The following is a 21,808-nucleotide window of genomic DNA, read 5'->3' as shown; positions in this document are numbered from 1 at the left end:
AATATTCAGGCTCATTTTTTCTGTCTATTTTGTGATTACTTTGCAGTCGAAAATTTGTTGTTGAATATTAACTGCTGCTAGTCATTTTTTATGAATTCTCTAAAACTTATTCTTACGAACCCAAGATATTTTGGCCCTGCATGGGTTTTTGCAAGTCTAAATATTCTATTCGGAACTTGGGCAATTTATATCCCTACTGTAAAGGAAAGATTGGGAATAGATAAAGCGGATTTAGGAATTGCAATATTCTTTCTCTCTCTCGGTGTGTTCACAGTTTTCCCCGTCGCTGCCAAGATAATAAATAGAGTTGGGGTGGGTAAGGCAACTTCTATTGGTGTTTTGTGTAGCAGTTTGGTTGCTTTGCTACCATTGTTGGCGCCGAGCTACTATACCTTAATGGCCTCTCTTTTTATGTTTGGGGCATTTAATGGTTTTACAGATATTGCCATGAATACCTTGGTCACCGAATTGGAAAAAGAAGATAAGCAAAAGTTCATGTCGGCCGCCCATGGTTTTTTTAGTCTTGGTGGTGTTTTGGCAGGATTGGGAAGTTTTCTAATTGTTAGTATAGGTAATCCGCCATTACATATGCTGATTGCGGTTTTGTTGGTTTTGATTGTAAACGCTATTTTTTTTAAGCGGTACTATCACGTAAAGGCCGCGGTCGAAGAAAAAGAACCTTTTAGTTTAAAGCTCTTTAAACCTCTGATGATTTTAGGCATTGTTTCATTCATTGCAATGGGTAGTGAAGGTGCAATCGTAGATTGGAGCGGACTTTACCTAAAAGAAATAAGTATGGCTCCAGAAACGCTTTGGGGTGCGGGATTCCTTGGTTTTCAGATAACCATGACCTTAGGGAGATTTTTGGGTGATGCCATCAGCACACGAATTGGTTCTGTGAAAATGGTGGCTTTGGGAGCAATTATAGCCATTTCAGGGTACATCTTGGTATTGACAACTGCAACCCATTTTACAATTGCTGGTTTTGCTTTAAGTGGATTAGGATTTTCGGTAATGGTACCTGAATTGTTTCGAATTGGAGGTAATGTTAAAGGAATTGATTCTTCTCAAGGGGTGTCCTTTATTGCCGGTTTAGGGTATACGGGATTTCTTATGGCTCCGCCAATCCTAGGGTTTATTGCTGAAAGCTCATCCTTATTTGGTTGTTTCGTTGTATTGCTGTGCTGTGGACTATTGATTTTGGTTGCAACAACAATACTTAACCGAAAACGAGTTAAGTCCTAAGAATGGATTATTTTGTATTCACTTCGATTTCGGTGAAATATAGTTTAAAACCTTCATCATTTTTGTGCGTTTGGGCAATTTTCAACCCACCTTTTTCAACATAATCTTCCCAAGTGGTAATTAATGAAGGTTCAGGTTGATTGGCTTTTCTAAAAACCCATTCTTTGATTTGAAAGTCGTCTTCAAAATAAAAATCATAGGCATCTCCGGGGGTGTAACCTCCATCTGAACTATAAGTTATAGTGAGTTTTTGCATGGCTTTCTTACTAATCGGAGCAACTACATCCTCTTTTAGGTTGTGAGTGTAATTGTCTTTGTCCCAAATTAGATTGAAAGGTGCCAACAACCAATATTTATCATTCACGAATCCACCGTTTATTTGATGGCTGGTGCTATCTAATTTTGCTCTATTGTATATTATTGTTTCGTTATTAGAGATAGACGTAACTTGGTTTTCTTTTATATCCCAAATCCACGTTCTTTCGAAGTGTGAAGTGTCCCTGTCAACATTAAAGGTAAATTTTAGTTGAGTAACTTCTTTCCAGTTTTGAAACCCATTAGCATTAGCTATTTTTTCTGAAAGGGTATATTCTTTCTCAATAACCAGGGCTTCCTTCTTTTTATCAGTTTTACAGCCCGAAATTATACTCAAAAGTAAAAGTATGATGACATATCTCATTTTGTACATTTTTTTCAAAGATAGATGAATCCATGTTATTTCAATAGAAATCAGTTTCTTGTCATTCCAACTATATTTAATAAAATGCTTAGTTTTGATAATTAAATAAAAATGCAATGAGTTCTAAAAAAGGAAAAGTACAGGAAGCAATAGATGAGAAATTATTAGAAGAAAGAAAAGTGTTTCTATGGGGAATGGTAGATGATGATTCTGCAAAACATGTTATTGATCGCTTGCTGTATTTAGATATGCAGAATAATAAAGAAATTCAGCTTTTTATTAATAGTCCTGGAGGGTATGTAACCTCTGGATTTGCAATGTACGATACGATAAAATCATTAAAGAGTCCTGTATCAACGATTTGTACCGGTTTGGCGGCCTCAATGGGTTCAATACTGCTTTCTGTGGGGAAAAAAGGAAGACGTTTTATTCAACCACATGCGCAAGTTATGATTCACCAACCAAGTGGTGGAGCAAGAGGGCAAGCATCTAATATCGAAATTCAGGCCAAAGAAATCATCAAAACCAAAGAATTGAGTGCTCAAATTTTAGCAGATAATTGCGGACAGGATTTTGATACGGTCATGCGAGATTTTGATAGGGATTACTGGATGAATGCAGAAGAATCGATAGAATACGGTATCGTTGACGGAGTTTTAGAATAGGTTAAAAGTATATGAAAGAGAAAAAGTCCTTCGCATTTTTAATGTGAAGGACTTTTTTTTAGGATATATATAGACGCCTAAGCGGATTGTATAGTATATACGGATTTGAATGTCATTTTAGATGTTTTAAACACAAAAAAAGATAAATTACAGTAGTGTTTAAATGGTTCGAAGACCTAATTCCATATCATCAAAAGTGAAGTTAAATTTATTAAATTTACAAACTAACCCTAGGTATTTTCCAATTGAGAAGTTATGAGTCAAACATCAAAAAACATTGCTATAGTGGGGTCCGGTTTAGTGGGCTCACTTTTAGCTATCTACTTGAGAAAATTAGGACACGCCATTACAGTTTTTGACAGAAGACCTGATATTAGAACAATAGAATTTTCGGGACGTTCAATTAACCTCGCCATGAGTAATAGGGGGTGGAGGGCACTGGATGAAATTGGAATAGAGGAGGAGATAAAAAAAATAGCGATACCTCTTGATAAACGAGCAATGCACGTAGTTGGTAAACCCATGTATTTTCAGCATTATGGCGAAGAAGGGGAGGCGATATGGTCTATATCAAGAGGGGTGTTAAATCGGAAGATGATTGATTTGGCTGAAGAAGCCGGTGTTAAATTCAAATTTGAAGAAAAAGTATGGGATGTTGATCTCCCAGCAGCCAAATTGCAAACAGGAGAAACCGAAAAAGGGGAATGGAAGGAGTACGCTTACGATTTGATTTTTGGTTGTGATGGAGCTTTTTCAAGAATTCGTCATAAAATGCAACGTCGGAGCAGGTTTGATTATTCACAGGATTTTATTGATGTTGGATACAAAGAATTGACCATTCCTGCTAATTCAGATGGCAGCCATAAGTTAGATGCCAATTCATTTCATATATGGCCACGCGGTCGATTTATGTTCATAGCGATGCCAAATATCGATGGTAGTTTTACCTGTACTCTGTTCATGCCCTTTGAAGGGGATATTTCTTTTGAAAGTATTAGAACCCATGAGGAAGCCAGGACTTTTTTTAGAACCCATTTCCCAAGTGTAGACCAGGAAATAGAGAATCTAGCACATGATTTTTTCAAGAACCCCACCAGTGCAATGGTAACAATGAAATGCTACCCTTGGACCTATTGGGACAAAGTAGCTCTAGTGGGTGATTCAGCGCATGCAATTGTACCCTTTTACGGACAAGGAATGAATGCCGGTTTTGAGGACATTTTTGTGTTGAATAAAATTATTAAAGAAGAAGGCGATAATTGGGAGGCGATTTTTCAGCAATACCAGAAAAAACGAAAACCAAATGCAGATGCCATTGCAGAGCTGAGTTATCGTAATTTTATGGAGATGAGTAGTAAAACAGCCGACCCAAAGTTCTTAATGCAAAAAAAGATAGAAAAAAGGTTTGCACAAAAGTATCCTGATAAGTGGGTGCCATTATACTCAAGAGTTACCTTTTCACATAGGCCTTATTCTGAAGCTTTGGCCATAGGCAACGCACAGGAAAAGATAATGTCACAAATTATGGATTTCCCAGATATTGAAAAAAAATGGGACAGCGATGAAATTGAGCAGGAAATTTTGAATATGTTACCTTAAACTAGAGCATTATAAATAAAAAAGGGCCATCTGATGGACGACCCTTTTTTATTTATAATTTTTTGGAGACTACAACTTGGCAAACATTTTCTCCATTTTTAGTTGCTCTTCTTCTGCAAGAGTAGGGTCAACCAATATTCTACCACTATGCTCGTCAGTAATGATTTTTTTGCGCGAAGCAATCTCAACCTGAACCTGTGGTGGTATAGTAAAGAATGAACCACCTGAGGCACCTCTTTCAATAGGAACAACTGCAAGTCCGTTTTTTACATTGTTTCTAATTCTAGAATATGCCTTAACCAATCGTTCTTCAATTTGTTCCTGATATTCGTTTGATTTGCTCAAAAGAGCTTTTTCCTCTTTTTCAGTTTCGGCCAAAATCGCATTCAATTCACTTTTTTTGTGCTTCAAATGGGCTTCTCTTTCACTTAACTTCTCTTTTGTTTCAGAGATAACCACTTTCTTTTGCTCTATTTGGGCTTTGAATTCTTTTATGTTTTTTTCAGCCAATTGAATTTCGAGTTCTTGAAATTCCAATTCCTTACTAATTGAGTTGAATTCTCTACTGTTTCGAACATTCTTCTGCTGCTCGGTATATTTTTTAATCAAGCCTTTTGATTCTTCAATCAAATTCTTTTTAGCAGTAATTTCAAAATTAACGGTCTCTACATCAGTTTTAAGCTTATCTAATCTTGTTTTAAGGCCTAAAACATCATCCTCCAAATCTTCAACTTCTAATGGTAATTCACCTCTAACATTGCGTATCTCATCAACCCTAGAATCAATTAATTGCAAGTCATATAATGCTCTTAACTTCTCTTCTACGGTTACTTCACCTTTTTTTGCCATACTTATAAATACTTGATTGGATTCGTTTTGCTTTCCGATAAACGGATTGCAAAATTAGGAATTTTTTTCGTAAGATAATCAACTAAAAGATTTTTTGTAAACTGTTCTGTTTCAAAGTGTCCAATATCGGCAATTATCATTTTACCCTCTGCCTCATAAAACTGATGATATTTTACATCTGCAGTAATAAAAATATCTGCCCCGGCAGCTTTTGCATCTTTTATCGCAAAGGCTCCACTGCCGCCAAGAACAGCCACTTTCTTAATGTTCTTGTTAAGTAATTGGGAATGTCTAATTCCTGAAGCATTCATTCTTTCTTGTACCAAATGTAAAAAGTCAACTTCTTTCATAGCGTTTGTCAATGTGCCGACCATACCCATTCCTATATGTTGATTCCTGTTTTCCAAGGTCAATATTTCATACGCCACCTCTTCATAGGGGTGATTTTTGAAAAGTGCATTCATTACTTTTTTCTCAACAGAAGCAGAAAAGGTAATATTGATTTGTGCTTCTTTTTCAAAATGAATTTCTCCTATTTCACCAATCGTTGGATTTGCCTCTTCCTCCGCTTTAAACGAACCTGTTCCTAAGCTGGTAAAACTACAATTGTCATATTTTCCTATGTTACCCGCTCCTGCTTCAAAAAGTGCATTTTTTAAAATTTGCGCCGACTCTACGGGCACGTAAGTAGTTAACTTTTTGATGGTATTGGTTTTTGGAATCAATATTTGGGGTTTCAATACACCCAGAACTTCGCATATTTTAGAATTAACACCCTTGTCGGAATTATCAAGTGCCGTATGCATGCTGTAAATCGCAATGTTGTTTTGAATAGCTTTTATTACAACTCGCTCAACATATGTGGTTCCCGTGAGTTTTCTTAATCCATTGAAAATAATGGGGTGGAAGCTTACAATGAGGTTACAATTAGTTGTTACTGCTTCGTCAACAACGTTTTCCAAAGTATCCAATGTCACCAAAATGCCCGATACTTCTTGTATGTAGTCGCCAACTAAAAGTCCAACATTATCAAATCCCTCGGCATTCTCTAAAGGAGCCAGTTCCTCTAATATCGCTGTAACTTCTTTTACTATCATTTTCTGGTTTTATTAATGTTACCAAAGATAAAATATTATATTTTCGTTCTAATGCAACTCCTTAGAAAAATAGCCTTTCCTTTTTCCCTGATTTACGCCCTTGTGGTCCATATTAGAAATTATCTCTACGATACTGGTTTGTTTACAAGTAAATCTTTCAAAACACCAACAATTTGTGTTGGTAACCTTAGTGTTGGTGGTACAGGCAAAACACCTATGATCGAGTATTTGATTGAAAATCTTTCAACTTCTTTTAAAATAGCAGTGTTAAGTAGGGGATATAGGCGTAAATCTAAAGGTTATGTTTTAGCAGGGACGGAGAGCAAAGTTGAGGATATAGGTGATGAGCCTTATCAAATACATTCAAAATTTCCAAATATATCAGTAGCAGTTGATGCCGATAGATGTCGTGGGATTCGTAAGCTTCAGGAAACGATACAACCTGACGTTATTCTACTTGATGATGCCTTTCAACATAGAAAGGTTCAGCCCCAATTTTCATTGCTGCTAACATCATATGACAACTTGTACATAAAAGATTGGTATCTACCTACAGGAGATTTAAGAGATAGTAAAAGAGAGGCTAAACGCGCTAATATTATCATTGTAACAAAATGCCCAGTGCATTTAAATAAAAGGATTCAAGAGGAGATTATTAAAAATCTAAACCCTAAGCAAGACCAGCAGGTGTTGTTTTGTTATTATTATTACAGTGAGAAACTTTTAGGAAATAATTCATCGGTTAGTTTAGATGATTTTAAGGGCAAGAGGATAACATTGGTAACGGGAATTGCCAATCCCAAGGCCTTAGTAGATTATTTAGCGGGTAAAGGAATAGATTTTGAGCATTTAGAGTACAAAGACCATCATTTTTTTACGAAACAGGAAATAGACCTAATTAACTCAAAGGAGCATGTCTTAACCACTGAGAAGGATTTTGTTAGGTTAAATAATGAAGTTGAAAACTTACATTATATTTCGGTAAAACACGTTTTTTTGGATGAAGGTTCGTCAGTTTTAGAAAGGTCACTTCAACAAGTTATGAGCTGAGGCTTCCATTTTCCCTATTGTCAAAGATATTTTCTCCTATTTTTTGATAGAATACTTCTGGTTTAAACGGCTTGGTTACAACATCATTACAACCAGCCGCATAGAAACTTTCTAAACTATCGTCTAAAGAAATTGCCGTTAACGCAATAATAGGAGTAATCTGATCGAACTTTCGAATTTCAATAGTGGCTTCTTCCCCACTAATTCCGGGCATATGAATATCCATTAATATGGCATCATATTTATTCTTTTTAGCCAAATCTATCGCGGCCATGCCATTGCTTGCAATGTCACTGGTAATTTCTTTTTTAGAGAGCATCTTTTTCGTTATTACCTGATTGATTTTGTTGTCTTCAACAATCATCAAATGCAATCCTTTAAATGTATAATCCTTTTGCGTCAACTCAAAAGGAATATCGTCAACAATGCTGTCTTTACTTTTTAATTTAAGCTCAAAAAAGAAGGAACTACCTTGGCCTAAGTCGCTTTGTAATTTTATTTGACTATCGAACAGACCTAATAGACTTTTTACAATAGTAAGTCCAAGCCCTGTTCCACCATATTCTCTGTTTATTTGAATGGAACCTTGCTCAAAACCTTCAAATATTTTTTGTTGCTGTTCTTTGGAAATTCCAATTCCATTGTCCAATACTTCAAAGTATAATGTTACATCTTCCTCTTCCTTATGTACCATTTGTGCGACTACCTTTACTTCACCATTTTTAGTGAATTTTAGGGCATTCCCTATAAGGTTCATGAAGATCTGGGATAGCTTTAGCGGATCACTCATTAAATGCGAAGGAATGGTATCATCATAATCCAATATGATTTCCGTATTATTTTCCTTAGCGCTTTGCTGTAATGAGTCAATAACCTCTTTTAAAACCTTTTTTAGATTGAATTCCATGTTCAAAGGTTCTAGTTTATCAGCGTCAATCTTATTAATATGTAAGATGTCATTAATGAAATTCAAAAGATAGTCTCCAGAGAATTTTAAGGCTTTTAAATGTTCTTTTTGGTTTTCACTTGGGTTTTCCTCCAGCAGCAAATGGGTAAGTCCGGTGACCGCATAAAGAGGCGTTCTAAGTTCATGACTTACCGTTGACAAGAAATTGGTTTTTGCCTCCATGGCATTTACAGCTTCATCCCTTGCGGCTTGCAATTCACTGTTTTTGGTCTGTAAAAGGGTGTTTGTCTTAAGCTTTATTTGATTGTTCCTGTATAAGGAAACTGCTAGCAACGAAATTATAATAAGAAAAGCTGAAGTTAATATGGCGGTTATCTCAGATTTATTGGCAGACTTGCTCAATTCTTCAATACGTTTATCCTGTCGCTTGATCTCATTGGCCATATTTTCACTATGGATTTCGTCGGCCGTTTTAGTTTCTATTTTTATTTTTTCAAGAGTGAAAAGAGAATCTTTTGCAGTATAAAGATTCCGCGTGGCTACTAAAGCTTCTTCAAAACGTTCCAAGCCCTCATAGGATTTGGAGAGTAGCTGGTTGCCCTCAACAACTTCTAGATAAAAACCATTTTCATCTGCCAATTTTAATGCACTTTGCGCATTGCTTAAAGCCTCTTCGAAATTATTAAGTTTAATATTGGTTCGCGCAAGCCCTATATATGCTTTTGATGCCAAATAATCTTTTTCGTAAACGTCGGTGTTTACTACTAAGGAATTGAAGTTTTTTAAAGCACTTTCGTACTTTTCCAAATTCAAATAAATATTGCCTTCAACCAAAAGTATATTATTGAAAAAATTCCGGTCATTATTGAGCTGCCTTGCCTCACCAAGCATAAAAATTGCTTGGAAATTCTGATTTTCCTTATAAAGGAGAATGGCTTCAATATACTTGTATATTGCATCGCCGTATGGGTATTCAACTTCACCAAGTAATACTTTAGCCCGGTCCCAATAGTATTTTGTGGTATTCACCTTATCCAGCTTTAAATAAAGCAAGGCAAACATGTTATAGGAATCTATCAGGGTTTTAACGTCTTTGTTCTCTTCTGCCAGAGCAGCTGCTTTGTCCAGGGATGAAAGGGCTAGGTCTATTTGGTTTTTATTGCTATACGTTCTGGCCTCGTTGAAATAGGTTTGAACATTGTTATGATTGGGGTCATCTTGAGCTATTGTACTAAATCCAAAGCACCATATGATTATGACTATGGTCATATATTTAATGAACTTGTATGAATTATTTTTGCTCAAACGAATTTTTTGGTGATCAATAAATTGATAATGTCAATGATTCTGCTACTGTAACCTGTTTCATTATCGTACCAGCCAATAATCTTGACCATTTTTCCGATTACAGAAGTCATCTGAGAATCAAACGTACAAGAATAACAACTATTGTTTATATCAACAGATACTATAGGATCTTTCGTATAAAAAAGTATGTTTTTTAGCTCATTATATGATGCTTCCTCAAAAGTATCATTTATTTCTTGAATTGAAGTTTCTCTTTTTACGTTAAAAGTTAAGTCTGTTAATGAACCATTCGGTACAGGAACCCTAATACCGCAACCTCCAATAACATTGGCCAAATCTGGAAATATTTTTGTCAGTGCTTTGGCTGCTCCTGTAGTTGTGGGAATGATTGACTGGGAGGCAGCCCGTGATCTACGAAGGTCTTTGTGCGGTTGATCATGAAGACTTTGGTCTGTTGTGTAGGAATGTATTGTCGTTATGTAGGCTTGCTCTATACCACAAAGATCTTTGATTACTTTGATCATAGGGGCGGCATTGTTTGTTGTACAGGACGCATTTGATAAAAGATGATCCTTGGATGTTATCTCTTTTTCATTTATCCCAAAAACTACCATTTTTATTGATTCATCAGCAGGAGGTACAGTGAGAATAACCTTCTTTGCTCCATTTGAAATATGAAAGTGAAGGTCTTTTCTAGTTTTGAATTTACCTGTTGACTCAATTACAATATCAACGCGATTGTTATTCCAAGGAATGTGTTCTGGTGAATTCTCATTGGTCAAAGCAATGCTTTTGCCATCAACCAAAATAAGATGTTCTTGGGCGGTAATCTCTTTTTGCCAAACTCCATGAATACTATCATACTTTAATAAGTGAGCCAAAGTTCTGGCATCTGCCAGGTCGTTAATGGCAACAACGCTTATGTTTGGGTGATTGTCCAGTAGCCTAAACAAGGTTCGTCCAATTCTGCCAAAGCCGTTAATACCAATATTAACCTTATTCATTGAGAAGTGTTTTTGAATTAAGCACTAAAATAAAATAGGGGGTACTAGTTTATATGCTTATGTGCCTTGTATGAAGATCTTACCAATGCCCCGCTTTCTACATGCCTAAAGCCCATTTTAAGTCCTGCTTCTTCGTATTTCTTAAACTGCTCTGGAAGTATGAATTCTTTTACCGGCAAGTGTTTTTTTGAAGGTTGAAGATACTGCCCTATTGTAACAACATCAACTCGGGCCTTTCTAAGGTCTTCCATGGTTTCTAATACTTCTTCTTCGAGTTCGCCAAGACCTAGCATTATTCCTGACTTTGTCCTATTTGCACCATTGTCGCGCAAATATCTTAAAGCTTCTAAACTTCTTTCGTATTTGGCCTGTATACGTACCTCTCTAGTTAGTCTTTTTACTGTTTCCATATTATGGGAAACTACTTCGGGTCTAACTTCGATTATGCGGTCTAAATGTTTTTCTATCCCTTGAAAATCAGGAATCAAAGTTTCTAATGTAGTTGAAGGGTTCATTCTGCGAATGGCCTTTACTGTTTCGGCCCAAATAATAGACCCCATATCTTTTAGGTCATCGCGATCAACTGATGTTATTACGGCATGTTTGATGCCCATCAAATTAATGGATCTGGCTACTTTTTCTGGTTCGGCCCAGTCAACGTCTTCAGGTCGACCAGTTTTAACGCCGCAAAAGCCACAAGAACGAGTACAGATATTACCTAAAATCATAAATGTAGCTGTACCTTCACCCCAACATTCTCCCATATTTGGACAACTGCCAGAGGTGCAAATTGTGTGCAGATCATATTTATCTACGAGTCCTCTTAATTGAGTGTATTTTTTACCTGTCGGTAATTTTACCCTCAACCATTTGGGTTTGCCCTTTGGTGGTGCTACACTATCTACGCCCATTATTGAATTTTCGACAAATATACGAACAAAATAATGTACGGATTAGGTGTGAATTAAAGTATCGGAATTATTTAAAAGTCCGATTTTCAACCCAAGATTTTCTTGAACTTACCTTTTGCTTGTGATTATTTCAGCCAATAGTTTCTTGGCCCTGAGAAGTTTAACTTTTATGTTATTTACTGGCTCGTTAAGCTCATTGGCAATTGCAGCATAACTTAATTCATGAAAATATCTTAGGTTGATGACTTCTTGATAATGTGGTTTTAGTTTTTTGATATTCTGAAGTAGGGTGGCCAAATTTTGTTCGGTAATCAATCTATCTTCGGCAGAAGGTGCATCGTCCAGGGCTTTCGTAATGGCTTCATTGTTTCCTCCTGCTTCTAGAACATTCCTTTTTCTTTTTCGGATAAGGTCAACATGAATATTTTTTGAAATGGTTATCAGCCAAGTTTTGAACTCATAAGAATCGTCGAAAGTATTTATCTTGTCAAAAGCTTTTGAGAACGTTTGAATGGTTATATCCTCGGCGTCATTCTCATTTTCCGTTCGCTTTAATTGAAAGCCATAAACATCATTCCAAAAAGTGTCCAACAAACTACTGAAAGCAATCTGGTTGCCCAGCTTGGCTTTCTTTATTGTGTCGAGTATTTTATTTTTAGTTTTGGCCAAAAGATTAAAGGTTTTAAACTTTGAGCGGCAAATCTCTATCGTAGTTCTGGGGTGGTGTTTTTCTTACAGTCCTGCTCACTTGGCAATTTTCCGCACATTCCACAGGCTTCACCTTCTTTGTTCAAGAAAGGGTTTTGGCTTGCACAGGTTCCCGCGAACTGACCATTTTTTTTAGACCATATTTTAATGGCGATACCAGCAAAAGCGAGCGCTAAAAGACCTATTGTTAGAAAAATCAACTTCATTTTAGAATTTTCCACAAAGATACAAAAAATAAAGCCCTGACGGTATAGTCAAGGCTTTATAAAAAGGTTTTGAAAATTGATCAATAATCAAATTTAGCAACAATATTTTCAACCGTAGGGGAGTTGTTTCCTCCTTTCGGTTCTATGGTAATATAGCTATAAGCTTTGTCTGCATATGGTAATGCCAACAATTTTTCATTTCCGGCCGCTTCATCTATAATCCCAAGATTTATCATTTCCCCATTGACCTCTGCCCACATCTGAAAACTTTGGTCTTCTGGAAGATTCGGTAATTTCTTGACATTGATATATGATAGTTTCTTAATTGGATTGATATAAGCGATAGCTTTCAATTCCTTTGCATTGTTGTTGCCTTTTACATTATATCTTCTTGTTTGAGGGCTGTTAAATAAAATGAATTGATTTCGAACATCAGCCAACTCTAAACGCATATCTTGTTTAAGGGTCTCGATTTTATTATTTACAATAATATTCTCTTCCTGAAGATTTTGATTTTGGTTCCATAGGAAATAGGAGGCACTTGCGAACATTACCGCAGCAAAACTAGCAGCAATAGCATACCTAACGAATTTTCTTCTACTGGAATTCTCAGATTTTATTCTTGATATGATCTTGTTCTTAAGCCCTTCAGGCGTTTTTATCGCGTGCATCTTGGCAAAAGTCTCCAAGTTATCCTGAAGTTCATTATAGGTTTTTCTCACTTCAGGGTACATGGCAATATACCTTTCCACTTGCAGGGATTCTTGGGTGTTTGTAGTACCCAATAAGTATTTCTCAAGCAAATCGGAATTCAAAAATATTTTTATCTTTTCTTTCATTACATCAGATTTAATAAAACGGTCAGCAGCATCGTAGAGCCATATATTTTTTTTAGCTCTCTTAAACCAATTTTCAATCTCGACTTAATAGTTCCCAGCGGAATATCCAATTCATCACTGGCCTCTTGTTGGGTCATTCCTTGAAAAAACAGAGCTTCAAGAACAATTTGGTACTTGTTTTCTATTTTATCAAGATTTTCACGAACATCCATCAATTCGGGTTTGATACTATCAACACCTAGATTATATACGTCAGAAACATCCATTTGGATTTCTTTATCCGATTTTGTGTTAACGCTTCTAAGTTTATCTATTGCCGCATTTCTCGTAATACGAAAGAGCCATGTGAATAATTTTGCTTTAGTGGCATCATAGGAATCTGACTTTTTCCAGATTTTCACAAAACTTTCCTGAAGAACATCTTGAGCTAATTCCTCATCACGGACTACCTTTTTTGCAACACCGTATAAAGTGTCGCCATAATGTTCATACAGGAGAGAAATGGCTTTTTCATTTCGTTCCTGTAATAATTCAACAATATGCTTTTCGAGAAGTGTGCTCATGCAATGGTTTGGTTTTGAAAAAATTAATGCCCTTGCGGCATCCAATCAATTCATTTTAACCGTATATCCTTTAAACGCTAATTTATAAAATTGATTGTTATAGCTGGCGTTATCTCAAAGTTTTAATTATATAAATGTGCAACTGGTAATTGTACATTTAGTTTTTGGTTAGTTTGGTTTGGTATAGCCCCTGTTATTCTTTAACAGGGGTTATTTTATGATATTCACTTCAGGGGTTATTGTAATTTTATAAACTTCAAAAACCTTATCTATAATTCTTTTGGCTAGGTCGAGTATTTCCTTTCCTGTTGCCTTTCCATGGTTTACCAATACTAGGGCTTGGTTTTTATGCACACCCGCATCACCATAACGTTTACCCTTAAAGCCACATTGCTCTATCAACCATCCTGCGGGAACTTTGTATTGGTCATCTGTAACTTTATAGTATCTAGCTTCTGGATGAGCAGTGATAAAAGTGTTGAATTCCAATTTTGTTAATACGGGATTCTTAAAAAAACTACCACTATTGCCCAATTTTTTAGGGTCAGGAAGTTTGCTTTGTCGAATAGTGACAACGGCATTGGAAATGTCTTTGATAGATGGTTTGACAATGCCTTGTTTTTTCAATTCACCCTCAATCGCGCCATAGGATGTATTTAGGTTGTGGTTTTCTTTAGTTAATCTAAACGTAACCGAAGTGATGATATATTGTCCTTTACCTTCATTTTTGAAAAAGGAATCCCTGTAGCCGAAATTGCAATCATCTTTTGTGAATGTCTGGATAGATTGATCCTCAATGTTCATGGCCTCACAGCTGACGAAATTGTCTTTGAGTTCAACACCGTAGGCACCAATATTTTGAATGGGGGCGGTTCCCGTATTACCTGGAATGAGTGACATGTTTTCCAAACCACCATAGCCTTGGTCGAGACACCATAGTATCATATCATGCCAAATTTCACCGGCCATTACTTTTAAAAGCACATATTCATTATCTTCTTCTAAGATATCCTTGCCCTTTATATTAATGTGTAATACCAATGCGTCAATGTCTTTCGTAATTAACAAATTACTCCCGCCACTCAAGATAAATTTGTTAGGGTAATCATCAAATTGCAATGCGTTTTTTAGCGCATTAACGCTTTTGATTTCGCAAAAATATTTTGCCAAAGCTTCAATGCCAAAGGTATTATGGTCTTTTAATGAAATGTTCTTTTGGATTTTCATTGGTCCTTATAAATCTTGAGAGCTTCATTTAAGATATTCACGGCTCTTTTAAGACTATCTTTGTCTAGGACATAGGCAATTCTAATTTGATTTTCGCCTAAGCCGGCAGAAGCATAGAAACCAGCAGCTGGTGCGACCATCACTGTTTCACCATTTACTCTAAACTCCTCTAATAACCACTGGGCAAAATCATCTGAATTTTTAACTGGCAATTCTGCAATGCAATAAAAAGCTCCTTGTGGACGTCCTATTTTAACACCATTTATTTTTTCAAGCTCTTGAATTAATATATTTCTTCTTTCAACATATTCCTCCTTTACATCATCAAAATAACTTTGTGGAGTGTCCAATGCTGCTTCACTGGCGATTTGAGCATAAGTTGGTGGTGATAATCTGGCTTGGGCAAATTTTAAAGCCGTTTTGATGATTTCTTTGTTTTTCGAGACTAAGCAACCGATTCGCGCTCCGCACATACTGTATCGTTTGGAAACAGAATCAACAATTACTGCATTTTCACTCAATCCTGGTTCCTGCAATATGGAGTAATGTTCCTTACCATCATAAATGAACTCTCTGTAAACCTCATCAGAGACAAGAAACAAGTTGTGTTCTTTAACGATGGATGCCAACTTTTGTATCTCTTCCTTACTATATAAATATCCTGTAGGATTGCCTGGGTTACATATAAGTATGGCCTTCGTTTTTTCGGTGATGAGCTTTTCGAACTCTTCAATAGGGGGTAGGGCAAAATTATTGTCAATTTGTGATACAACTGGTACAACTTTAATGCCCATTGCCGTTGCAAACCCATTATAATTAGCGTAAAATGGTTCCGGAATAATAATCTCATCATTTGCGTCTGCAATACTTCCCATTGTGAAGGATAGTGCCTCAGAACCTCCTGTTGTTACTATAATGTCCTGGGCCAGAACATGGATGTCATTTTTGGCGTAGTAATCAGCTAATTTTTCACGATAGGTCTCAGATCCCTCTGTCCTACTATACTCCAAAACAGAAAGGTTATTATTCTTGACTGCATCCAATGCAATTTGAGGGGTCTTGATATCTGGCTGTCCAATGTTCAGGTGAATCACCTTTGTGCCTTCTTTTTTAGCTTTTTCAGCATAAGGAACCAATTTGCGAATCGGAGATTCTGGCATTAAATGCCCTTTATTTGATATGGATGGCATAAACTTTAAATTTTAAACAAAAATGAGAAATCATAGCGTACAATACAATAGTTCTGCCCTTTTATTAATCTGTTGTAAATATGTTAATTAGCACGATTTTGAGGTAAATTTTCCGTAAATTGAAGAAGTACAATCTTTTTTAATCGGAATAATGAAAGTTTTTAAGGTGTTTTTATGGTCTGTATTGTTATGTCTACCAATTTTGGGAGCATCACAGACTTATGAATTACCTGAAGGACAGAAATATCAAAAGATAAAATTTCAATTAATAAATAATTTAATTATCATCCCGGTTGATGTTAATGGTAGTGAACTTTCTTTCGTCCTTGACTCTGGAGTTAACAAACCCATTCTTTTTAATATTACGGACCAAGATTCTCTTCAGATAAACAATGTTTCTGAAATTACGATAAGAGGGTTGGGAGAAGGCGAGCCAATTAAGGCACTAAGCTCCCGAGGAAATGCTTTCAATATTAAAAGTATTAAGAATCAAGACCAACTGCTTTACGTGGTTTTAGACAAGAGTTTAAATTTTTCAACGAGCTTGGGTATTCCCATTCACGGAATAATTGGGTATGATTTGTTTAGAGATTTTGTAGTTGACATAAATTATAATTCTAAAACGATAAAATTTCATGACCCTGAGCATTATGCCCATAAATCAATTAAAAAGGGCGAAACATTGCCTTTATCGATTATCAAGAAAAAGGCATATGTTGAGGCCAACGTATTTCTAGAAGATTCTGAGAACGTACCTGTTCGTTTATTGGTAGATACGGGAAGTAGCGATGCCATATGGCTTTTTGAGGATGATGATATTGAAATTCCCAAGCAGAATTATGAAGACTATTTAGGCATGGGTTTAAGCGGGAATATTTTCGGTAGACGTACCAAAGTTAATAGCATTAAAATTGGAAGTTTTGCTTTGAGAGATGCAAAAGCTGCTTTTCCTGATAAAAAGTCTTTTGGTTCGGTGAAAAACCTAGGAAATAGAAATGGAAGCGTTGGTGGTGAGGTGTTAAAACGTTTCAATATTGTTTTTGACTATACTCATAGAAAAATCACCTTGAGAAAGAATGGCATGTACAAAAATCCGTTTCATTATAATTTAAGCGGAATTACGCTTCAGCATGATGGTGTAAGGTATGTGTCTGAAAGAATAACCGATGGGAGAGGTGTAGTGCGGGAGAACAATGATTCATTTGGTAATGTCCAAATTCTTTTTGAGAATAATACTAGATTAAGTTTAGTTCCTGAAATAGTAGTTTCGGGTATTAGGGCAGGGAGCCCGGCTGAAAATGCTGGTCTTAAAGAAGGTGACGTAATATTGGCAGTGAACGGTAAAAGCGTCCATCAATATAAAATTCAAGAGATCATGCATATGTTAGATGCAAAAGAAGGTAAGCGGGTACGTGTCTTAATTGAGCGATATAATCGTGATTTGCTCTTTTCTTTTGTCTTGGAAAATATGTTCAATAAAAAAAGCCCTGACCAATAGTCAGGGCTTCTATTTATTAGTTTGTTGAATCTATTTATTTTGTTCCTTCTACATTAGCTTTTACTTCCCCCTTAATCTTCAAGACTTTGGTAGGAGTGTCTGCATTTGAAATTACGGTCACAGCTTTTCTGATAGGACCAACGCGATTTGTATCATATTTAACCTGTATCTCTCCAGTCTTTCCTGGTAAAATAGGCGCTTCTGGTTTCTTAGGGATTGTGCATCCACAGCTAGAGCTTACTTTGCTTATAATCAAAGGGGCATCACCTGTGTTTGTGAATTCAAATACACGAACACCATCACTTCCCTTGGTAATTTCACCATAGTCGACAGTTTCAGTTTTAAACTCAATTTTTGCCGCTGTATCCTGAGCGGTTAGGCTAAATCCTAAGAGTCCTACAAATAATACAAGTACTATTTTTTTCATCATTTTTTAGTTTTGGGTGAACCTCAAATGTAAATCTTTTTAGATGAACGTCCAAAATTCTTTTGTTATGTAATAACGTTACTTATTTTTGTTTCGTATTTATAATTGGGCAAAAACGCCATCCAAATTGATAATTTAACATATCTTTCCGGTCGCATTTTAAGCACCGTTTCACACTTATTCAAAAACTGTTCCAAAAAATGGATATCCCATCAAAATATGAGCCTCAAAAGGTAGAGAACCATTGGTATGATTACTGGACCAAGCATAACTACTTTCATTCAACACCTGATGAAAGAGAGCCTTACAGCATAGTAATACCGCCGCCGAATGTTACAGGTATCTTGCATATGGGACATATGTTGAACAATACCATACAGGATGTTTTGATTCGCAAAGCGCGATTAATGGGAAAGAATGCCTGTTGGGTGCCTGGCACAGACCATGCTTCCATCGCTACAGAAGCTAAAGTTGTGGCAAGATTAAAAGAACAGGGTATAGACAAGGCAGATTTATCTCGTGAGGAGTTTTTAAAACATGCTTGGGATTGGACTCATGAGTATGGTGGTGTTATTCTTGAACAACTTAAGAAGTTAGGCTGTTCTTGCGATTGGGAGCGAACTGCCTTTACGATGGATGATAATATGTCTGCCTCGGTGAATAAGGTTTTTGTTGATTTATTCAATAAAGGATTGATTTATAGAGGGCACCGGATGGTAAACTGGGACCCACAAGCTCTAACCACTTTATCCGATGAAGAGGTAATCTATGAAGAAAAGCAGGGTCTTTTGTACTATCTGTCCTATGAAATTGAAGGTTCAGATGAAAAAGTGACCATTGCAACTACCCGTCCCGAAACCATATTGGGAGATACAGCAATTTGTATCAATCCGAATGATGAGCGTTTCAAGCATTTGAAAGGTAAAAAAGCAATTGTTCCTATTTGTAATCGGGTAATACCCATTATTGAAGATGAATATGTAGATATTGAATTTGGTACAGGGTGTTTAAAAGTGACTCCGGCCCATGATATTAATGATAAGGCATTAGGGGAAAAGCATAGTCTTGAAGTGATTGATATTTTTAATGCAGATGCTACACTAAATAGTTTTGGACTACATTATCAAGGTAAAGACCGTTTTGTAGTTAGAAAAGAAATCAAAAAAGAGCTTGAAGAACAGGGTTTTTTGGTTAAGACTGAGAACTACATCAATAAAGTTGGCACTTCCGAGAGGACCAAAGCTGTAATAGAACCTCGTTTATCTGAACAATGGTTTTTGAAAATGGAGGATTTGGTAAAGCCAGCGATTAAAGCTGTTTTGGATTCTGATGATATTAATTTCTATCCAAAAAAGTTTGAAAATACCTATCGCCATTGGATGGAGAATATTCGCGATTGGAATATCTCTAGACAATTATGGTGGGGACAACAGATTCCTGCATATTATTATGGTGATGGGCAGAACGATTTTGTTGTTGCTGAAACGAAAGAGGAAGCCTTGGAATTGGCTAGAGCCAAATCCCAAAATCCAAACCTTAAAATTGAAGATTTAAAGCAAGACCCTGACGTGGTTGATACCTGGTTTTCTTCATGGTTATGGCCAATGACCGTTTTTAATGGAATTTTGGAACCAGATAATGAGGATATTAGTTATTACTACCCAACAAGTGATTTGGTGACTGGGCCAGATATTATCTTTTTCTGGGTTGCACGAATGATCATATCAGGTTATGAGTATCGTGATGAAAAACCCTTCGAGAATGTATATTTTACTGGATTGGTTCGAGATAAGCAACGTCGCAAGATGTCAAAGCAATTGGGTAATTCTCCTGATGCCTTAAAGCTCATAGAAAACTATGGTGCTGATGGCGTCCGCGTTGGTTTGTTGCTAAGTTCTGCCGCTGGTAATGATTTAATGTTTGATGAAGATCTCTGTCAGCAAGGAAAAAACTTTGCCAATAAAATATGGAATGGCTTTAGATTATTAAAGGGTTGGGAGGTTGCAGATTTGCCACAACCCGAGGCATCAAAATTGGGTATATCTTGGTACAAGGCCAAATTCAACCAGACTTTGGTAGAAATAGAGGATCATTTTAGCAAGTATAGAATTTCAGATGCCCTCATGGCAATATATAAGTTGGTTTGGGATGATTATAGCTCATGGTTACTTGAAATAATCAAACCAGCATATCAGCAGCCTATTGACCGTAAAACCTTTGATGAAGTTATTACACTTTTTGAAGGGAATTTGAAACTATTACATCCTTTTATGCCGTTCTTGACAGAAGAGATTTGGCAGCATATAGCCGAGCGCTCTCCTGAACAGGCTTTGGTTGTTTCACAATGGCCAGAAGGTAAAAATGTTGATAGTGCTTTAATCAATGAATTTGAGTTTGCAGCAGAAGTAATTTCTGGAGTACGTACGAAAAGAAAAGAAAAGAATATTCCTATGAAGGAAGCTTTAGAACTTTCTATATTAAATAAGGAAAGGACAAGTGATGCGTGGGATGTTGTAGTTAGAAAACTTACCAATGTTTCTAGTATATTTTATGTGGAAGCCGCGGTTGAAGGTGCTCTGTCTTTTAGAATAAAAAGTAATGAATATTTTATTCCAATTAGTGGGGCAGTTGACCTTGAGGCCGAAATTAAAAAGATTCAAGAAGAGTTAAAGTACACTAAAGGCTTCTTAATGTCTGTACAGAAGAAGTTGTCGAATGAACGGTTTGTAAACAATGCACCGGAAAAGGTAATTGAGATTGAGCGTAAAAAGCAGTCCGATGCCGAGGCAAAAATTGAAACCCTAGAGAAAAGTTTGGCGAGTCTGTCTTAAAATAAGCCGTAAAAAATAAACTGGATTCGATTAGTTTAATTCCTGTTTTTATTAAAGCACATGAAAAAATCCCTTATAGAAAAGATTGTACAGGTCTGCGATGCAAAAATTAAAGCTAAAGGGGAAAATGTTGGATTGTCGTTCTATGCCTTCTTTTCAAACAAAAATGATAATCCGGAATTATTGATGGAGATGGCGCAATGGTGGATATTAGAAAACAAATTGGATCATTTTGAGAAAGCAGTGAAAATCAAAGCAATGGTTGCGTGAGTTTTGTAGTGATTCTATCCTGGATGGGTTTTAGTTGAAATCCCATTGAAAATAATTGAAGAAGTCCGATGTAGTGTGTATATTTAGACAAAACACTTTACAATGAAACTATTCTTATTTTTTGCTCTTTTGCTTCTTGTGCTTCCTGTTAATGCTCAAGAAGAAGTTGAAATTCTCCCAGCTGAAATACAAATAAAAACGGCAGTGCTACCAGCACCAGAAGCTGACCAAAAAGGTGCTATGGTATATGGGTATAATGACAAGGGTGAAATGGTTGTACTTCGTGAAGGCACCAATAATTTGATATGTATTGGAGACAACCCCAATAAAGAAGGCGTGAGTGTTTCTTGTTACTCTAGTAAACTAGCAGTTTTTATGGCCCGCGGGCGTGAACTTTCTGCTGAGGGTAAAGACTTTAAAGAAAAGCGTGAAATTAGAGGTGCTGAGGTTGCTTCTGGAAAAATTCCTATGCCAAGGGATCCCAGCATGACCTATATTTTCTATGGGAAGGACGAAAACTACGATAAATCCACCGGGGAGCTAAAAGATGGGCAATTTAGATATGTGATCTATACCCCTTTTGCTACTCCAGAATCAACAGGATTACCAATTAAGCCTCACGCAAAAGGAATGCCATGGTTAATGGATCCAGGAACGCATAGGGCCCATATAATGGTCGGTCCTTTCAATTAATCACAACAAATTTCAAACGATTTTATTAATTTGATTTAGAAA

General features: G+C 36.4%; 21 protein-coding genes. 8 read left to right on the top strand and 13 right to left on the bottom strand.

The window, feature by feature from the left end; all coding sequences use genetic code 11:
* The first annotated feature begins 90 nt into the window (after positions 1–90).
* Complete coding sequence (locus FB2170_RS00440) at positions 91–1,245, top strand: MFS transporter (RefSeq protein ID WP_013304517.1); 1,155 nt, start codon at positions 91–93, stop codon at positions 1,243–1,245.
* 7 nt (positions 1,246–1,252) lie between these two features.
* Here the strand turns inward: FB2170_RS00440 and FB2170_RS00435 are convergent, their stop codons facing one another.
* Positions 1,253–1,924, bottom strand: a complete 672-nt coding sequence (locus FB2170_RS00435) for a hypothetical protein (RefSeq protein ID WP_148232031.1) — start codon at positions 1,922–1,924, stop codon at positions 1,253–1,255.
* 116 nt (positions 1,925–2,040) lie between these two features.
* Between FB2170_RS00435 and FB2170_RS00430 the strand changes: the two genes are divergently transcribed.
* A complete protein-coding gene (locus tag FB2170_RS00430) occupies positions 2,041–2,589 on the top strand; it encodes a ClpP family protease (RefSeq protein ID WP_013304515.1) in 549 nt (182 codons plus the stop codon).
* A 255-nt stretch (positions 2,590–2,844) separates the two neighbouring features.
* Positions 2,845–4,188, top strand: coding sequence for an FAD-dependent oxidoreductase (locus FB2170_RS00425; protein WP_013304514.1), 1,344 nt, complete (start codon positions 2,845–2,847; stop codon positions 4,186–4,188).
* 69 nt (positions 4,189–4,257) lie between these two features.
* On the opposite strand, the gene FB2170_RS00420 is transcribed toward FB2170_RS00425, so the two are convergent.
* Positions 4,258–5,037, bottom strand: a complete 780-nt coding sequence (locus FB2170_RS00420) for a zinc ribbon domain-containing protein (RefSeq protein WP_013304513.1) — start codon at positions 5,035–5,037, stop codon at positions 4,258–4,260.
* A gap of 2 nt (positions 5,038–5,039) precedes the next feature.
* Positions 5,040–6,134, bottom strand: a complete 1,095-nt coding sequence (locus FB2170_RS00415; RefSeq protein WP_013304512.1) for a Nif3-like dinuclear metal center hexameric protein — start codon at positions 6,132–6,134, stop codon at positions 5,040–5,042.
* 51 nt (positions 6,135–6,185) lie between these two features.
* On the opposite strand from FB2170_RS00415, the gene lpxK reads away from it, so the two are divergent.
* A complete protein-coding gene (gene lpxK, locus FB2170_RS00410) occupies positions 6,186–7,184 on the top strand; it encodes a tetraacyldisaccharide 4'-kinase (protein ID WP_041632941.1) in 999 nt (332 codons plus the stop codon).
* Here lpxK and FB2170_RS00405 read toward each other — a convergent pair.
* The 9 genes from FB2170_RS00405 to FB2170_RS00365 form a co-directional block, all read right to left on the bottom strand.
* Positions 7,174–9,360 (bottom strand): ATP-binding protein, encoded by a 2,187-nt coding sequence (locus FB2170_RS00405; RefSeq protein ID WP_013304510.1) that lies wholly within the window; start codon positions 9,358–9,360, stop codon positions 7,174–7,176. The two genes, lpxK and FB2170_RS00405, sit on opposite strands and share 11 nt — an antisense overlap.
* Before the next feature lie 32 nt (positions 9,361–9,392).
* Complete coding sequence (gene gap, locus FB2170_RS00400) at positions 9,393–10,403, bottom strand: type I glyceraldehyde-3-phosphate dehydrogenase (RefSeq protein WP_013304509.1); 1,011 nt, start codon at positions 10,401–10,403, stop codon at positions 9,393–9,395.
* Between the two features lie 44 nt (positions 10,404–10,447).
* A complete protein-coding gene (gene lipA / locus FB2170_RS00395) occupies positions 10,448–11,314 on the bottom strand; it encodes a lipoyl synthase (protein ID WP_013304508.1) in 867 nt (288 codons plus the stop codon).
* Positions 11,315–11,422: 108 nt separating this feature from the next.
* Positions 11,423–11,983 (bottom strand): RNA polymerase sigma factor, encoded by a 561-nt coding sequence (locus FB2170_RS00390; protein WP_013304507.1) that lies wholly within the window; start codon positions 11,981–11,983, stop codon positions 11,423–11,425.
* 35 nt (positions 11,984–12,018) lie between these two features.
* Complete coding sequence (locus FB2170_RS00385) at positions 12,019–12,228, bottom strand: cbb3-type cytochrome oxidase assembly protein (RefSeq protein ID WP_013304506.1); 210 nt, start codon at positions 12,226–12,228, stop codon at positions 12,019–12,021.
* 80 nt (positions 12,229–12,308) lie between these two features.
* Positions 12,309–13,067 carry an anti-sigma factor gene (locus FB2170_RS00380; RefSeq protein ID WP_013304505.1) on the bottom strand — a complete coding sequence of 253 codons (759 nt, stop codon included), beginning with the start codon at positions 13,065–13,067 and terminating at the stop codon, positions 12,309–12,311.
* Positions 13,067–13,630, bottom strand: coding sequence for an RNA polymerase sigma factor (locus FB2170_RS00375; RefSeq protein WP_013304504.1), 564 nt, complete (start codon positions 13,628–13,630; stop codon positions 13,067–13,069). The genes FB2170_RS00380 and FB2170_RS00375 overlap by 1 nt, the downstream gene beginning before the upstream one ends.
* A gap of 210 nt (positions 13,631–13,840) precedes the next feature.
* Positions 13,841–14,857 (bottom strand): UDP-N-acetylmuramate dehydrogenase, encoded by a 1,017-nt coding sequence (murB, locus tag FB2170_RS00370; protein WP_013304502.1) that lies wholly within the window; start codon positions 14,855–14,857, stop codon positions 13,841–13,843.
* Positions 14,854–16,047, bottom strand: a complete 1,194-nt coding sequence (locus FB2170_RS00365) for a pyridoxal phosphate-dependent aminotransferase (protein ID WP_013304501.1) — start codon at positions 16,045–16,047, stop codon at positions 14,854–14,856. Before FB2170_RS00365 ends, murB begins: the two co-directional genes overlap by 4 nt.
* 151 nt (positions 16,048–16,198) lie before the next feature.
* Between FB2170_RS00365 and FB2170_RS00360 the strand changes: the two genes are divergently transcribed.
* The gene (locus FB2170_RS00360; RefSeq protein ID WP_013304500.1) at positions 16,199–17,545 is read left to right on the top strand and encodes an aspartyl protease family protein; all 1,347 of its coding nucleotides are present in this window, start codon (positions 16,199–16,201) and stop codon (positions 17,543–17,545) included.
* Between the two features lie 34 nt (positions 17,546–17,579).
* Here FB2170_RS00360 and FB2170_RS00355 read toward each other — a convergent pair whose 3' ends face one another.
* Positions 17,580–17,975 (bottom strand): DUF1573 domain-containing protein, encoded by a 396-nt coding sequence (locus FB2170_RS00355; protein WP_013304499.1) that lies wholly within the window; start codon positions 17,973–17,975, stop codon positions 17,580–17,582.
* Between the two features lie 197 nt (positions 17,976–18,172).
* Between FB2170_RS00355 and FB2170_RS00350 the strand changes: the two genes are divergently transcribed.
* The 3 genes from FB2170_RS00350 to FB2170_RS00340 all read left to right on the top strand — a co-directional run bounded on the left by FB2170_RS00350 (position 18,173) and on the right by FB2170_RS00340 (position 21,766).
* A complete protein-coding gene (locus FB2170_RS00350) occupies positions 18,173–20,803 on the top strand; it encodes a valine--tRNA ligase (protein ID WP_013304498.1) in 2,631 nt (876 codons plus the stop codon).
* A 60-nt stretch (positions 20,804–20,863) separates the two neighbouring features.
* The gene (locus FB2170_RS00345; protein WP_013304497.1) at positions 20,864–21,073 is read left to right on the top strand and encodes a DUF6500 family protein; all 210 of its coding nucleotides are present in this window, start codon (positions 20,864–20,866) and stop codon (positions 21,071–21,073) included.
* A gap of 102 nt (positions 21,074–21,175) precedes the next feature.
* Positions 21,176–21,766, top strand: coding sequence for a hypothetical protein (locus tag FB2170_RS00340; RefSeq protein WP_013304496.1), 591 nt, complete (start codon positions 21,176–21,178; stop codon positions 21,764–21,766).
* Positions 21,767–21,808 lie beyond the last annotated feature (42 nt).

Origin of the sequence: Maribacter sp. HTCC2170 (genome assembly GCF_000153165.2) — a bacterium.
In the GTDB taxonomy this organism is placed as follows: Bacteria; Bacteroidota; Bacteroidia; order Flavobacteriales; family Flavobacteriaceae; genus Maribacter_A.
The sequence above is the reverse complement of the archived record's forward strand: the minus strand, read 5'-3'. Positions and strand labels throughout refer to the sequence as shown.